The following is a 16298-nucleotide window of genomic DNA, read 5'->3' as shown; positions in this document are numbered from 1 at the left end:
CCTTACGCTTTGGGGCGCCGGGGTTTGGCGCCGCCGCCCTTGGCGGCTTTGGCTTCTGCCGTGCGGGCGCGGTTCTTTTTGCTGCTGGCCTTGCCTTTGGGCGGCGGTGGGCCTTTGGGGCCGCTGCGTTTTGCGCCGGGTTTGCCACCCTCTTTGCGCCAGCTCTTGCCGGGATCGCCCGCGCCCGCGCGATAGCTCGGCTTGCTCTCTGCCTTTGCCGCCGGTGTGGCTGCCTGTTTGGTCGCCGGTTTTGCAGCGGGCTTGCTGCGCGGGCTGACTTCGCTCACCACCGCATTGGGTTCACGCGGGGCTGCCGCCTTGTGCCGCGGCCGTTCCGACCGTTCTTTACGTTCGGGACGCTCAAACCGATCGCCCCCAGAACGCTCACCGCGCGGCTTGTCGCCGCCCTTGTCACCGCCATAGGGTTTCTTGTCCTTGTAGCCACCCTCGCGGGGGCCGCCCTCGCGCTTGCCTTGGTAGCCACCGGATTTACCGGGACCAGATTTACCAGGGCCAGATTTACCGGGGCCAGAGGGACGCCCCCCAGGACGGCCGGCAGGCAGATTGGGCGGACTGGCCAGCTGGGTCACCTTGGTGCCGTCATCCAGCACCATCTCGGACCCCATGGATTTCAGAAAGCCCGCGACCTGGGCCTCACGGATCTCGGCAAAGCTTTCGTCTTGCTGGATCCGAATCGCACCGATATCGCTTTTGGTGATGTCCCCAGCGCGGCACAGCATTGGCAGCAGGCGGCGCGGATCGGCGCCCTTGTCGCGGCCGGTGTCCAGCGAGAACCAGGTACTGGGGCCAAAGGGCGCCCGCGGTTCGGGCTTGGCATTGGCCGCCGACAGCTCTTCTGGTGCCGAGCGACCGGCATTCCACAGCCGCAGATAGGCCGCGGCCAACTGCTGCGGTGAAAACTCTTCGGCCAGCTTGGCCACCATGGGCTCTTCACTCGCCGCCGGTGCCTCGCTCCAGGCGGGATCTGCCAGCATGCGCTCGCCGTCCCGTTCCTTGATCATCTCCGCCGAGGGCGCAGTGTCCCAGGTGGCGGTGAGCTTGGCCATCTTCAGCAGGCGCTCGGCCTTGCGGGTGGATTTGGGTGGCACCACCAGGGCGCTGACGCCCTTGCGTCCCGCCCGGCCGGTCCGGCCCGAACGGTGCAACAGGGTTTCGTGGCTGTTGGGCAGCTCGGCGTGTACCACCAGATCCAGGTTCGGCAGGTCAATACCGCGCGCCGCCACATCCGTCGCCACGCAGACCCGGGCACGGCCATCGCGCATCGCCTGCAGCGCATGGCTCCGCTCGGCCTGGGACAGCTCACCGGACAGGGCCACCACCGAAAAGCCACGGTTGGACAGCCGGCTCAGCAGCCGGTTGACCATGGCGCGGGTGTTGCAGAACACAATGGCATTGGGCGATTCAAAATAGCGCAACACATTGATAATGGCGTTTTCATCATCGCGCGCAGCGACAGACATCGCCTGATATTCGATATCGCTGTGCTGGCTTTTTTCCGCCACGGTCGAGATCCGCTGGGCATCGCGCTGATAGCTTTTGGCCAGGCCTGCAATGGCCGGCGGCACGGTGGCCGAGAACAGCAATGTCTGACGCTCATCGGGGCTTTCGCCCAGAATGAATTCCAGATCTTCGCGAAAGCCCAGATCCAGCATCTCATCGGCTTCGTCCAGCACCACGGCGCGCAGATCAGACAGGTCAATGGAGCCGCGCATGATATGGTCGCGCAGACGCCCGGGCGTCGCCACCACGATATGGGCACCGCGGTCCAGCGCACGACGCTCATCGCGCATATCCATGCCGCCCACACAGGAGGCCATCACCGCGCCTGCCTCACCATACAGCCAGGCCAGTTCCCGCTTGACCTGCATCGCCAGCTCGCGGGTTGGGGCAATCACCAGCGCCAGTGGCGTCGCGGCGGGAGCAAATTTATCCTCTGCGCCCAGAATTGTATCGGCAATGGCCAGGCCAAACCCGACGGTCTTACCCGACCCGGTCTGCGCCGAAACCAGAAGGTCGACCCCGGCAAGGGCAGGATCAGAGACCGCCTCCTGTACAGGGGTCAAAGAGGAATATCCACGGCGCTCAAGCGCCAGAGCTAATGTCTGTTTCAAGATGATCTGCTTTTCTATTGGGGCGGGAGGCCAAACCAGGTCTGCCGCTCGAAAGGCCAGGGCCCCGGCAGCAATTGGCCGCGTATAGGCCATTCATGCGCCCATGTATAGTCATCTCTGGGGATCTCTGGCTGCAGCCAATGACCCAGGCCCAGCTTTCCCCGGCAGAGGCCGCAGACTGGGCTGCAGACTGGGCCGTAAACTGGCGCACAGACTGGGGCGCCGCTGCCAGCTCCGGGGCGGCACGGTAGAGCCCAGAGCAGGGGTTTATGCCTGATCCTTTATGTCAATTTTTACATTTTCAAACGCTAAACCAGCCCCCCAAGAGGCGCGTTTCTCCCCCCTTCCATACGCTCATTTAACGATCTGTTGTCACACTCCGCCTGCAGATTATCACACCAAAGCCCCCTTCCATGTGGGGTATTCGCTTTCTGACTGCTGCCCTCACTGGTTCGCCGACGGGGGGAAGTAGTGCCACGCACAAAGGCCAGGCCACCCACAGGGACCAGGTCAAACCAGGGACAGGGCTCCGCAAAGAAATGAATTTTTTTGCCAATACATCTTTCCGCACCCGCCTGTTGCTCAGCATGCTGGTCCCGGTTTTCCTGATTCAATGTTTCAGCATTGCCCATGAGATTCTGGATCACAGGGACGTCTTTATGAGTGCCCTGGAGAAAGAGCGCGATCTGGTGCTGCGGTTTGCCGCTGCGGCCCTGGCACAGCCAATGCAGTATGAGGATCCGGCCCAGATCCAAAATCTGGTCGAGATTATCCTGCGCGAAGATCGGGTGGCGCAGATGCAGATTTTTGACACCAGCGGCACCCAGATTTTTGCCCAGACAAACCCGGCCTATAGTCCCGCAGCCGATGACCTGCGCGCCAGTCAGAAGATTGTCTATACCGGTTCCGGTCAGCCGCGGGATCTGGGACATCTGGAAATCATCCTCCCCACCTCGGTCATCGCCGAGCCCCTGCGCAACGCCATTCTCAGCCACCTGGCGCTTTCCAGCTTCGTTCTGGTGATCATTACCATTGTCATCTTCCTGGCCCTGTCGCGCCTGTCGCGGCCGGTGGCGGCGATCATCAAGACGCTGTCAGCCATGCGCAATGATACTTTTGATGGCACCGTCCCCGGACTGGAGCGCCGCGATGAAATCGGCCTGATGGCCCAGGCGCTGCACCAGCTGCACGAAAAAACACATGAGATCGCCGAGCTGCGCGCCCAGGATGACGAAAGCGTGCGCCGCGAGCACAAACGCATTCGCCGGGCGCTGCAATCCACCCGTGACGGGGTGCTTCTGGCCGATGAAACCGGCGAGGTGGTGCTGTGTAACCCCAATGGCGAGCTGTTCTTTGGCGATGCCCAGGTGGGACGGCAGCTGAATCTGAAATCCTGGTTGCCGCCAGAGCTGGCCGAGCAGGCCACCACCCATATCAAAAACAACGAGAGCTTTGCCTTTGAGGCCACCACCACCCATAACCTGTCGGGGCATGTGCTCAATCTTTTGGTGCGCGGCGGCCCCATCCGCGACGAGCACGGGCTGTATCTGGGCGCGATGCTGCTGGCCTCGGATCATTCGGATCAGGCCCGCCAGGCCGAGCGCGTCCGGTTCCTGGCAGAACATGACAGTCTCACCGGGCTGCCCAATCGGCGGTTGATGGAGCAGACCCTGGCAACCTGGCTGCAGCAGGGCGAGGAGGTCTCGATCCTGCTGGCGGATCTCGATCATTTCAAACAGATCAACGACACCCTTGGCCATCCGGCCGGGGATGCGCTGTTGCGGGTGGTGGCGCATCGGTTTGAATCCTGCGCCAATACCTATGTGATGGCGTCCCGGCTGGGGGGCGACGAATTTTCCATTCTGGTCAAGGGCGCCGACAGCCTGACCCGGATGACCAATATCGCCAACCGCCTGGTGGCAGAGATGGCCCAGCCCCAGGAGGTCAGCGGCCAGGTGCTGCATACCGGCATGTCTGCGGGCATCGCCACCCTGTCGGGGCCGCTGTCCGAGCCCTCGGAAGGCATCCGCCGGGCGGATCTGGCGCTCTATGAGGCCAAGCGGGGTGGCCGCGGCATGGTCGAGGTGTTCCACGAGGATCTGGAAACCGAAATCAAACGCAAAAGCCTGCTGGAAAGCGAGCTGCGCCAGGCCCTGGTCCAGGGGGATCTGCGACCGGTGTTTCAGGTCCAGACCGATCTGCAGACCGGCGAGGTCATCGGCTTTGAAACCCTGGCGCGCTGGCATCACCGCCAGCTGGGCACAATTTCCCCGGCCGAATTCATTCCCATCGCCGAAGACTGCGGGCTGATCCGCGAGCTCACCTATCAGATGATGACCCAGGCCTTTCTGGCCGCCGCACGCTGGCATGATGCCGGCTTTCAGGGGCGGGTTGCGGTCAACCTGTCGCCAAAATTGTTCGGCGCCCAGGTGGATGAATTTGTCAATGACTGCCTGTTTGAGACCAACTGCCCTGCCGAGGCGATCGAGGCCGAGATCACCGAAACCGTGGTGCTGGCCAGCGGCCAATCCGCCCTGCGCGAGATCCAGGCGCTGCAAGAGCTGGGCATCACCGTGGCGCTGGATGATTTTGGCATGGGCTATTCCTCGCTCAGCTATCTGCAGAAATTCCCGGTCGACAAGATCAAGGTGGATGCGGCTTTTGTCTCTAAACTGCCGGAATCCGAGGAAACCCGCGCCATTGTTGGTGCCATTGCCGAATTGGGCCATGCCCTGGGCATGCGGGTCACCGGCGAGGGCGCCGAAACCGACGAACACCGTCAGCTGCTGAAGGCCTGCGGCGTCGACTATCTGCAGGGTTATTTTGACGGCCCGCCTCTGGCCGAGCGCGCCGCCACCCAACGGCTGTTCCCGGGCCAGGGGCTGCATATGACGATCCAGGGCTAATGCCCCAGGATGAGTAGCCGCAGCCTCCGGCGGACTGTTCGGTGGCCTGTCAGGTGACCTGTTCGCTGGCCTGTCAGGCGGCGTCCTCGCCTTCTCCCATAAACAGCTTCTGGATGTCGACAAACATGCTGGCCCCCAACAAGGCCTGCACCGCAGCCCAGGGGGCCGGCGCGGCGACAATGTCATCATAAAGCGCGCGCGAGACCTGAAAGCCATTCAGATGTTCCTCGCTGTCCGCGCGGATCCAGGCCAGATCCAGCATATCCTGCTGCAGCCCCAGCAGACGCAGGTCCACCCCCTCGGCCAGCGGCGCCTCCGGCAGGCTGCGCAGCAGATCCAGCTTCGCCACCTCCCAGAGCACATCATCAAAGCCAATCTCCTGCAGCACCAGTTTTTCACGCAGGGCAGGCCAGCCAAAGACCAGCCGCTGCTGCAGCCCCTGGCCAACGCTTTGCGCCGCCGCCGGCGCCTGGGACCCATAGCTCAGGTCAAACACCGCCTGTTTGTCCGCTGCGATCTCCAGATGGTCGCGCAAATTCCGGGCGGGCAGGGCGGCGATCCACTGACCCCGCCCCACATCAAGATAGTTGAAATCCGGCTCCAGGCGGAATTCATGGGCGCAGGCGCTACAGCTTACGGTCTGAAAGCTGCCCTCGAGGATCTCATCGCGCAGATCAGAGCGGCGGTCAGCATTGACGCTGCCCACCGCCTCATAGGTAAAAACCTCTGCGCATTCAGGACAGGTCAGATTCATCTGAACAAATAGTGACATCGGTTAGTCCCCCTTATACCAGCTTCTTCAGCCAATCGACGGCCGGGTGCTGATCTTTCAATTTCTTGCTGTGATAGGCGGCATAGAGCTCCGAGAACCACTCCCCCGGCGCGCGGAACTGATAGCCGGTAATGGCCTGTTTGCGGGCGGCAAAGGCATAGCTATTCCAGGTGCCGCTCTTGTAGCTCTCGTGATAGACCCGGCCGGCGATATTGAGCTTGGCGGCGATGGCGGCGCTTTGCCAGGGATCATTGCCCGCCCGCGCCATATCCACATACGCCCGGCATTTGCTGCGCCGCCGCGCCCAGGTTTCCGGATCCACATCCGCCGGGCATTCCGGTTCGGCTGGATCAGCAATACCGCTGATATATTGCGCCACATAGTTGGTGTCATAATCATAGTGATCCGCAATGGCATCGGCCACGGGTTTGATATTCTTGCCGTGCTCCTGCCAACCGCCATAGGCAGCGTTGCCTGCCACCCCGGTCATAAAGCTGCGCTGATCATCCACCGCATGGCCCGCCTCGTGCAGGGTGTTCCAGGAGAAGAAATCCACCTGCTCCTGATCCGCCGGTTTGCAATTGTCATCCACTTCACCCACCTCATGCGGGCGGCCAAAACCATAGACAGAGCTGAGATTGGCATTGCCCTCGCGCATCACCACCTCTTTGACGCCCCCAGAATAAACCGACCCCTCCTGCGTTTTTACATCTTCGTAGCCAAAGATTTTCATCGAGTCATTGTCGCGGGTGTCCTTGGCTGGCAGCACGGACATCACCTCGTATAGGCGGCGAATATTGGGCCCCTTCTTGGCTCCATCCGCCTGGATATTGCCCGCCGCATGGCGGTCGGAGGGCTTGCCGCTGGCATCGGTGTAGATATTGAGCTTGCAGCCATATTTCGCCTCAAAAGCCACCCGCAGGACTTTGCGCTGAACTGAGGCATCCAGCCCCTTAATCATCTCATCAAGCTGTTTGTCGCCACCAGAGCGCTCCAGGATTGCTTTGATATTCTCAGGCTCCGGCGCCTCATTGCCCGCCATCTTGTCCTTGGCCGTGGCATCCACCGCCCGGGCCTGCGCAGTTTTCAGATGCGCCTCGGCTGCGTCATGGTCGCGTTTGGCCGCCGCCTCGCGCGCCTGGGAAATCCCCCCGTCGAGCTGTTCCAGATCTTCGCGAATGGCATAGCGATACTCACTGCCCATCAAGGCCTGGTGCTGGGTTTCCAACCCGTCGCAATCCTTAATCAGCTGATCATGGCGTGCTGCCAGGCGCATCAAAGCATGGTGCTTGTCCATCACCGCCTCGATGGCGGCGCTCGCCGTGGTCAAATCGCCGCCTGCCTGCGCCCCCTTCAGAGCAGCGGTGACCTCGGCCTTGAGCCCATCCACGTCCTCTTGGATGATGCTATATTTGACAAAGGGCGCCGTCTTGTCGGTGATGCGGGAAAGGACCCGCGTCGCCAGCGCGTCCAACTGCTTGTGATGGCTGATTTCCTCCTGCAAGGCCTCACAGGCCTTGAGTGCCTCCGGCAGGGCTGCTTTTGCTGCTTTAGGCTCTATTTTCAGCTGTTCTTCGATGGCGTCGACCTGACGCTCTGCGGTCTCAAGGGTCTTGGCATATTCTGCCTCGCTTTCCCATTTCAGCGCATCAAAGACCGCGCGCAGCTTCTCGATCGCGGCGGTGATGGCGGCGGTGTCATCGTCGCCTATGCTTGCAAGATCATCGCCAATCCCGGCCAGGGCGGCGTTGTTCTGTGCCGCCACCAGCGCATCAGCACAATCCTGCGGCAGCGCCGCCAGCAGCGCCTTGGCCTGGCTGAGATGACCGGCAGCCGCCAGCTCCATCATATTGGCATATTTCCCTTCCAGCCGGGCAATCAGCGGCGCGATGTATTTGGCCTGGGTATGGTCCTTGACCTCCTGCACTTTGACGGCCACCGCCTTGCAGCTGTCTTCAAACAGCTGCATCGCCTTGGCCGCATCAATCACCGGCTGGCACGCGGTGGTGGCCAGCGCATCCATCTCGGCCTCGGCAAAGTCAAAGCGGCGCTTGTCCACCGCTGTTTCAGCATGTCCGGCCGCATAGCGGCTGCGGAGGGCCGCCACCTGAGCTGCAAGCTCTCCCTTGGCCGTGACCTTGGCGAGTTCGGCTTCGGCCTCTTGCACCTTGGCCTCAGCCGCGACGCGTTTGAGCTCATAGGCGGTGCGGGCCGTGAGCATCTCCTGCCCCCGTTTGATGACATGATAGGTGCTGGCGGAAATCTTATGCGCCGGGGCATGGGCGCGCTGCTCCAACAATCCGGCAATCGCCACCTTGGCCTCATCCACCTGTTTGCGCTCAGCCGCCAGCAACGGATCTCCCGCAATCAACGCCTCGCGATCCAGAATCCACTTCTGCCGTCGGCGAATGGTTTCCACATGATCGGCGCGGGTGGCCTCATAGGCCTTGGCCCGTTTGACATCCGCCTTCAGCTTGGCAACGCTGGCGCGATATTTGCCCGCCGCCCAATCCGTATCAAAGCTGGTGCCATAACCGGTGATCCGGTCCAGTTCGAGCTGCAGGCTCTGTTTGGCCGCAATCGGATTGGTATAGGTCAGCGATTTGTCGCGACTGCGGATCAGACGGCGTTCCGCATCCGCCAGCTGGATCTTGAGCGGTTTGGACTCGATATAGAGCGCCAGTTTTTGGCGGGCACCGGGCACCGCCTGTTGCGCTTCATTGAGTTTTGCCAGGCCAGTGGAGAAATCAAGCCCAGGCGCTTTGACCGCATCATCCGCCGCTGTCAAAAGCTGGGTCAAGGCGTGAACCTCCGTGGCCAGACAAGTGTCATTGGCGGTGTTTGCTGTGGGTAATTCAGTCTCTACTATAGGGGCAACCGTGGTTCTCAGACTGGTGAAGCTGCCTTTGCAAGCCACCTGATTAAGCACATTCTCCAGCGCCTTGATTGCGGCGGCCAGATGGTCGCGCACCTTGCCCAGGTCCGGGCTAGCACCCATGGAGGCGTCGCGTCCCTTTTGCGCCTCGGCGGCGGCGGCGGCGCGCAGACTGGCAAATGTGCCACCGTCCTTGCCTTCGACATATTTTTCCAGATCACCATAAGTCTTGAAGGCAGCCACCACATCCTTGTCCACTGCCGCCAGCACATCATCCTTTTTCAATTTGGCCAGCTCAGCCCGCATCTCGATCAGGTTTTTGGCCACATCTGCCGCCGCATCGCCGACGATGACGCTGTCCAGCGCGCTTTTGTAATCGCGCGTCGCCCCATGGGTGCCCGCTGCACGCAGATGGCCATCACAGATCGCCAGCTCAGCCGTGGCGGCTGCCGCCTCGGGCAGTTTACGCAGGGCAGCCAGACGTGCCTCTAGCGCGTCGCGTTTGGTCTTATAGGCCAGATAGTCATCCGCGCGGGTCTTATAGGCGGGCCAATTGCCCTGATCTGCCGCCAGAATGCGGGTGGCGCTGTCGAATTTGCGCAGGATTGCATCCGAGGCGGCACTGGCAGAGGCAGCCTCCATCCCGGCGATCACATCGTCAATGCCCGCCTTGCCGGCATGGGCCTTGAAATCATTCAGCCGGGCATCAAAGACCGCGCGCTGATCAACATAGCCCTTGGCCTTTTTGCCGCGCGCCTCCAGGTCATTACATTCGCGCCGCGCCAGAGTCAGTTTTTCGGCGGCCTTGATGACATCCGGCTCCACCCCCGGCTGACAGGCGTCATAGGCGGCCTGACAGCGGTCGATCCCTGCCTGCAGCACCGCTTTTACATTGGCGGGCAGGGCGTTGAGCGTGGTCAGGGCAGTGTTCACCTTGCCCAGCAGCCAGGTTGTGCTGCGCTCACGCTTGAGCAAAAGATCCACCTGATCGGCCAGGGCCGGGATCTTGTTCATCAGCCGGACCGCGGCCTCATAATCCTCGGCCCCAGCCTTGGTAACGCCCTCATCATAGGTATCGCCCAGCTCGTCGATACTGGCCTGGATCGGTGCCCGGGTCGAAGCCTTGGTGCGACGCGGGGTGACCAGGCTCAGCCGATCAGCCTGGATTTGACGATAATGGGCCAGATCATCGGCCTGGGCCTCCAGCGCATCGCCCCGGCTGAGAAAAGAGACAATACCGCCCGAAGCCTTCTTGAAGTCGAACTTGGCAGCCTCGGCCTGTGCCGCAGTGATCTCCGCCTCCATCGCCTCCAGCTTGGTCTTGACCGGATCGATGCTCTTCATCGCATGGGCCTTGATTGGCACCAGCCGCGCGGTAAAGAGCGGATAGGTCTGCGCCCAGGTCTTTTTGTCCTCGCTAAGTTCTTTCACCTGCGGCTCCAGCGCCACCATCAGCCTGGTGGCATCAGCGGCGGCCTGTTCCAGCTCTGCAACCTTCTTCTCCGGCGCGATCCCCAAAAGTGCGGCGGCGCGCTGCATCGCCGTGGCCCAGGGGCCGGGGGCAGGGGCGCCGAATGAGGCAATCAGCCCCTGAACCCGAGTCATCTCGCCGCGCGCGGTTTCAATTTTGGCCAGGGCCTGTTTCTTGGCCGGGTCTTCGACATCCGGCTTGTCGGGGGTCTCACTTTCTTTCTTAGGGCCGCTTGCCCTTTGCTCGGCCTGTTCCGGTGGCTTAGGGCCTGACTGCGCAAGGGGCTGCACCTCGGTGGGTGCCGTCTCGGTTGCGGCCTCATCAGGGGGGGGCAGGTCAGCTGCGCGCGCCGCTTTTGCGGCCTCCGCCGCCTGAGCCAATAGCGTTGACAATGGGCCCACCGATTTCAGCGCAGCGGTAAAATCACCTGTCGCAGCCTTACCCTTACCATAGTCCCAGAGCGCCTGGATCTTGGCGATCTCCCCATGTGTCTCGGCCAAAACCCGCGTCACATGCGGCTCTAACTTGGAAAAAGCCTGTTGCCAGCGCCCGGCAGCGGGATCCTCTGTGGCTGTCTCTGGCTCCGCAGCCTCTGTCTCTCCGGGGGCGCTATGCTCCTCAGCACCGAGATCCTGAGGTCCGGTCTCATCTTTGGCTGCTTCCTCTTTGGCGGCCTGGGCTTTTGCCACTTGCTCCAGGGCCTTTTCCAACTGCGTCAGCAAGGCCGCGACCTTGGAGCTCTCCCCCTTCGACAAGAGCCCCACCGCCCGTTTCAACCCCTCGACCAGCTTGGCCTGGACCGGTCCTGATAGAGGCGCAATTGCATCGCGACAACGGGCCAGTCGTGCCTTGAGCGCCGCCAGTTCCTGTGTTGCGGCCGCTTCTGCCTGCCCTGTGCCGCCCGGCTCTGCCGGCACAGCGGGGGCCGGTTCAGCCAGAGCTTCAGCCTGAGGTTCAGCCTGGGCCTGGCTCTGTGGTACAGCTTCGGTCTCCTCGGGCTCCTGCTGGAACTCGGTGTCACCCGGCGCCATAACCGCCAGCTTCATCTGAATGCCATTGCTGCGAAAGAAGATTCGGAAGTTTTTCACCAAGCCGGCCGGCGGGTCACTGCGGCAGGCCAGTTTCACCAGCTGGCCATCCACCGTCAGGGTGCCAAAACAGGATTTCTGCGGCTGCACGCCGTCGATTTTCTTGACCTGCAACAACAGCTTATCACCGCCCCGCTCCTTGTGCATAATCAAGGCGCAGTCTTCCGGCTTTTTACCCAGAGCCAGTGCAAAACTCAGCTCCTTGTTGCGGGCCAGTTTAATCTTCTGCTTCAGCTCTTTTACGGTTTCCACATCTAGCGGCACGGCCATTCCCCCAACTAATTAACTGATAATAATACTTAAACCGAGGACCCAGAGACCATTCCAAGCCACCGCGGCAGCTGTCTCCCCGGTCAGGATGCACCCAGATGGCAATGTGGTCCAGTTTTTTACCCGCCAGGTCTGTTTTTACCCCCCCACGCCAAGCTGTGCTGCCAGCTGGCCTGTCCTGCACCGCGCGCAGGACGACGGCTGGCCCAGGCTCCAAACCCGGCCCCAAACCGGGGCCGACTGTGGCGCACTGCGAAGGTGGGGCAGAGGAGATGCAGACGCGGGGCCCAAAGGCCCCGCGCCACCAAAATTTTAGGTGCTAAAAAGAGCTTTTCGACTCGCCACCACTCACGGTTATTCACAGCTGTCGGACTGTGGGTAAGTTTAAGCGAACACATTCAAGTGTCAATATGATACGGCCCGTCAGGAATTTGTTTACTTTTGTGCGACACTCGGCACAAAATGGGCAGCATTACCCCCATGGGCACAGCCCTTCAGAGATCTTATTATTCAGAGACCATATGTCCGAAATTTCCAAACTGACAGAATTGAGAAAACTCCTTTTGGACATGGAGCGTTCCATGGGGCTGCAGGATCTTTCTACTGTTGAGCGCGATATCTACTATGCGGCCAGCGATCACACCACCAGTGCCGGGGCCGTCAAGACCACCCTGTTGCAAGAACACGCTCTGCTTGAAAATGTCTCACGGCCGACCTTTTTTCGGGCACTGAAATCCCTGCAGGGCAAAGGGTACCTGGAACAGTGCAAAAACTCTGTTCGTGGTTATTATATTGTTAAGGTCCCAGCAAGATAACCCAAGGTAGCAATACACGAGGGCAGCAGTGACACCAGCAAGAACAGTGGCAGGTCTCAACCTGGGGAAAGAGACCGCCATTGTGTCTTTGGCCTATATCGGCGCCTTTTTTGCCACCTTTGAGGTGCTGATGCCGCTGCAAAACATCCTGGTTCCCGCTTTTGACAATCCTGCCAGCCTGTTGTTCCTCCCCCATGGGGTGCGGGTGCTGGCCGCCTGGCTGCTGGGGCCGCGCTCTGTGGTGGCATTGCTGCCCGGAGTCGTCTTGGGCTTTGTCTATGCAGCCGGCTGGGGGGCCTTTGAGCCCAGCCGCCTGAGCGCCATGGCTGTTGCCGTCACCGTGCCTGCCACCTGTTTCTTTCTGCTGCGCCTGCTGGGGCAGGATCTCAGACCGGCGCCGGACCGCAGGCCCTGCTGGCCCTGTATCATGGGGATTGGGCTGGTGATTTCCATGATCAGCTCGGTGTTGACCAACTACGCCTTTGGCAGCGCCCCACGGGATTACATTGCCTATCTGATCGGCGATATGTTGGGCCTGTTCTTCCTGATGCTGATACTGATGTTGATCTTTCGTGGCCTGCGCCACTCCAGCGCCTCCGGCAACTGACACCCTCCAGCCGAGGACCGACTCAAGTCATCCAATCAACGGGCCTGCTCAACAGACCCATCAACAGGTCCCATCAGCTGGCCTGGCGCTGATCTTCTGCGCTGAGATCCCAGCTGTCCTGGCCCGACGTTTGGCCCGATATCTGGCCTGACGTCTGGCCTAGCTCCTGCGGTGCCGCGCCGCCGCCGGTGCGAAAACCGCCAAGCGCAGAATCCATCGCCTGCGCCTCCTGCGACAGGCCAACGCTGGAGGAAGTCACCTCCTCGAACAGGGCAGCGTTTTTGGCAGTGGCATCGTCCAGATTGCCCATCGAGGCATTGATCTCTTTCAGATTGCCGGACTGTTCCGATGAGGCCCGGGAAATATCCTGCATCAAGGTCGCTGCACTGGTCACAGAGGTGGAAATCTCCCCGATCACCTCGCCGGTGCGCGTCACCAGATCGGCGCCCAGCTCGACGTTTTCGCCGCTTTCAGCCACCAGGATGGAAATTTCTGTGGCCGCTTCCTTGGAGCGATGCGCCAGGGTGCGCACCTCCGAGGCCACCACCGCAAACCCCTTGCCAACCTCCCCGGCCCGCGCTGCCTCGACCCCCGCATTCAGCGCCAGAAGATTGGTCTGTTTGGCAATGTTTTCAATCATCCCAATGATCTTGGCAATCTTGTCCGAGCTGGTTTTGATATTGTCCATGGCGGCAACGGTCTGTTGCACCACATCCAGGCTTTCATCTGCATTCTGCCGCGCCACCTCCACCGAGGCCGAGGCCTCTCCGGATGCGGTTGCCGTCTGGGAGATTGAGACCGAAAGCTGGTTCACTGCCGCCGCCGTGCTGGCCAGCGTCTGCGCAGTGCGTTCCGATCGCTCCGACAGATCGCGCGAGGCGGCGGAGATTTCCGAGGTGCCCCCGGCAATGGATTTGCCGCTCCTGCTGAGACTGCTGACAGAGACTTCCAGACCTTCGAGGGCGGCGTTGAAATCATCGCGCAGCTTGGCGTAGCCGGGGCTCATGTCATCATGGATGCGAATGGTCAGATCGCCTCGCGACAGCTGCGCCAGGCCTTCGCCAATGGCGGTCACCGCTGCGGTCTGATCGGCGCGGCGCTTGTCACGCTCTGCCTTTGCGGACTTTTCGTTCTCGGCCTTTTCCACCAGCCCGTCCCGGAACACCGACAGGGCGCAGGCAATCTGGTAGATTTCGGCACTGGCGCGCTCAAACCCGCGCACCGGGCTCAGATCGCCCTCGGCCAGTTGTTCGGTGGTCTTGCTGATCCTGGCCAGCGGCCGGGTGATCAACACCCGGGTCAGCACCAGCGCCAGCACCAGCACCCCGGCAAATCCCAGCATCAACATCTGCATGCGCTGTTGCGCCCGCCCCATGCGGGTGGTGATGCCACTGGCCATCTCGGCAATCTCAACCTGGCTAACAGCGCCCAGCTCGGCCGCATGATTGGCGATGCTCAACACCACTTCGGCGGTGTGATCCGAAGCCGCAGCCGCGGCTTCATTGGCTTTGAGCGAGCCCACCTTAAAGGCGGCCAGCCCCTGGGTGGGGTCGGCCAGGGCAATCATCCCCTCCAGCTCGGCGGCAAGACTGCCATCGTTGAAGTCCATAAACGTGTTCAGCACCTCAGAAGCCTGTTGTATCGGCGCAATCGTGGCTTCTGCAGTGGCAATATCAGAGGCGGCAACAACGTCCAGAGCCGCCAGCTGGAAGCTGCTGATCGCGCCGGTTACCCGCAAGAGTTCCTGCAAAACCCCCACCTGATTGTCCAATAGGTCCTGGATCGCCTGCTTGTTGTTATCGCTGGCCTGGGTGGCCGCAATCGACAGGGTAAAGACCATCTTATCCAGCGCCCGCGACAACGGCGCCGAGCTGCTCTGGCGCGCCTTCATCACAATTTTGCGGCTTTCTTTCTGTTCCTTGCGGCTGGCATTCAGGGTGGTCCTGAAGACCTCAACCCCTTCGCGCACCCGTTTGGCGCCAAAGGCATCCAGACCAATCTCTTCCAGCCGATCCAGAACCGGCTCCAGATGGGTAAGCGCCTCGGTGGCCATGGCCTCCAGGGTTTTGCGGGTTTTGACATCGCGCACATGGCCCAGAGCCAGCGCCGCCCCTGACAACAGGTTGATGTCGCCGCGCGCCTCCAGCAGGGTCTGCAAGCCGCCAAACTGTTTCTCCACCAGATCGCTCAGCACCCCATCCACCTGGGTGATGGTTGCGTTGCCCCCCGCCATCAGATTTTGATAGGCCGCGTCGGCCACCACCAGAAGTTCACTTTGCAGCGCCTCGCTATAGCCCTGCAATTCAGCGGTCTGGGTTTCAATCCGCTCCTGATTTTGAAAGGCGCTTCGACGGGCGCCCACCAGGCTTTTTAGAGTTTCAGCCGCCTCCGCTGCCTCAACCTTGAAGCCTTCCTGTTCATCCCCCGGCAGGGCCGCAATGCTGGCGCTCAGCGCTTCCGCCGCCTGCAGCACCGCCTGTTCGGCAACCGCCAGCTCAGCCTCATTTGTCGACAGCAAGACCCGGGTCATGGCATTTTTGCTTTTGCTGGCGGATTCGCCCAGCTTCCGGCTCATCTCAAGATGCGGCAGCTTGTCCCCCGACAGCTGCTGCATCTGGCTGCCAACCTCGCCAAAAACCATAGAGACCAGAACGCCTCCAACCGCCGTAGCCGCCCCCAGCGCCAGCAGGATCAGGGTGATTTTGGCACCAATACTGGAGAAGGGCAGTCTTCTGCGTTTGGTTGTCGCTGGTTTCTTTTCCGCACCTGTGACTGTCATGCTGTACCCGCGCCTTCACCTAATTTTCAGCAGCCCCAAAGCTCAGTGGAGCCGATACATCCCGATCAAACATCATAGAGGCCGGATCCAGCATCTGTGGACACGGCGCGCCTGAAAAACCTGATCGGTTCCCAAAAGAGGTCACAAGAGGGTAAAAGAAGCATGAGCAGCAGATAGAAATAACGCAGAAAACTTTAGCGGACTTGCGGCGCGCGCCTTCAGCGATTGTAAACGCCCTTCAGAAATGTCACTGCGGGCGCGCCAGTGGCAAGGCTTAGCGACCCGGAGACCTCAAATGTCGCAGGGTTGATAAGCCTTGCGGATTGATGTCGGATCGCCGATGCGCCTTCGGTTTGGGAGCGCTTCAAAAGCCTGAAAATCTGCCGACGCGTCAGGTCCAGCAAGATAGGGGGAATTTCGCAACCCAGTTTAGAATGTGCCCTGTGTGAACTCACGGTGAAGTGCAGTTCTTGATATCTCGTTTTACTCCAACCGGTTCTGAATTTCCATCAGGTTGCTTTCAAAGACCTCAGCGGGCGTCCGGTAGCCAAGGCACTTGCGCGGCGTTTCGTTGAGGCGGTGG

The 16298-nt window shown here is 61.1% G+C and carries 7 protein-coding genes; 3 read left to right on the top strand and 4 right to left on the bottom strand.

The window, feature by feature from the left end; translation table 11 throughout:
• Positions 1-2 precede the first annotated feature (2 nt).
• Complete coding sequence (locus tag QZ268_RS17895) at positions 3-2132, bottom strand: DEAD/DEAH box helicase (protein WP_295455245.1); 2130 nt, start codon at positions 2130-2132, stop codon at positions 3-5.
• 659 nt (positions 2133-2791) lie between these two features.
• Here QZ268_RS17895 and QZ268_RS17890 point away from each other — a divergent pair.
• Complete coding sequence (locus QZ268_RS17890) at positions 2792-5038, top strand: EAL domain-containing protein (protein ID WP_295455243.1); 2247 nt, start codon at positions 2792-2794, stop codon at positions 5036-5038.
• 73 nt (positions 5039-5111) lie between these two features.
• Here the strand turns inward: QZ268_RS17890 and QZ268_RS17885 are convergent, their stop codons facing one another.
• Both QZ268_RS17885 and QZ268_RS17880 read right to left on the bottom strand, forming a co-directional pair.
• On the bottom strand, positions 5112-5810 hold the full coding sequence (locus QZ268_RS17885) for a CpXC domain-containing protein (RefSeq protein ID WP_295455241.1): 699 nt from the start codon (positions 5808-5810) through the stop codon (positions 5112-5114).
• Positions 5811-5823: 13 nt separating this feature from the next.
• Entirely contained in the window at positions 5824-11508 is a 5685-nt protein-coding gene (locus QZ268_RS17880) for a hypothetical protein (RefSeq protein WP_295455239.1), read from the bottom strand.
• A 527-nt stretch (positions 11509-12035) separates the two neighbouring features.
• Between QZ268_RS17880 and QZ268_RS17875 the strand changes: the two genes are divergently transcribed.
• Both QZ268_RS17875 and QZ268_RS17870 read left to right on the top strand, forming a co-directional pair.
• Positions 12036-12329: a hypothetical protein gene (locus QZ268_RS17875; RefSeq protein WP_295455237.1), complete on the top strand. Its 294-nt coding sequence runs from the start codon at positions 12036-12038 to the stop codon at positions 12327-12329.
• A gap of 28 nt (positions 12330-12357) precedes the next feature.
• Positions 12358-12936, top strand: a complete 579-nt coding sequence (locus QZ268_RS17870; protein ID WP_295455235.1) for a hypothetical protein — start codon at positions 12358-12360, stop codon at positions 12934-12936.
• 73 nt (positions 12937-13009) lie between these two features.
• Here the strand turns inward: QZ268_RS17870 and QZ268_RS17865 are convergent, their stop codons facing one another.
• Positions 13010-15715 carry a HAMP domain-containing methyl-accepting chemotaxis protein gene (locus QZ268_RS17865; RefSeq protein ID WP_295455233.1) on the bottom strand — a complete coding sequence of 902 codons (2706 nt, stop codon included), beginning with the start codon at positions 15713-15715 and terminating at the stop codon, positions 13010-13012.
• Positions 15716-16298: the final 583 nt, after the last annotated feature.

It is taken from the genome of uncultured Pseudophaeobacter sp., from assembly GCA_905479575.1.
Taxonomy (GTDB): domain Bacteria; phylum Pseudomonadota; class Alphaproteobacteria; order Rhodobacterales; family Rhodobacteraceae; genus Pseudophaeobacter.
This window is presented reverse-complemented; position numbering and strand designations above follow the sequence as displayed.

Bases quoted from the DNA above. Each gene is read 5' to 3' on its own strand.
- QZ268_RS17890 (WP_295455243.1), top strand. From the start codon at position 2,792: ATGAGTGCCCTGGAGAAAGAGCGCGATCTGGTGCTGCGGTTTGCCGCT.
- QZ268_RS17885 (WP_295455241.1), bottom strand. From the start codon at position 5,810: ATGTCACTATTTGTTCAGATGAATCTGACCTGTCCTGAATGCGCAGAG.
- QZ268_RS17875 (WP_295455237.1), top strand. From the start codon at position 12,036: ATGTCCGAAATTTCCAAACTGACAGAATTGAGAAAACTCCTTTTGGAC.
- QZ268_RS17865 (WP_295455233.1), bottom strand. From the start codon at position 15,715: ATGACAGTCACAGGTGCGGAAAAGAAACCAGCGACAACCAAACGCAGA.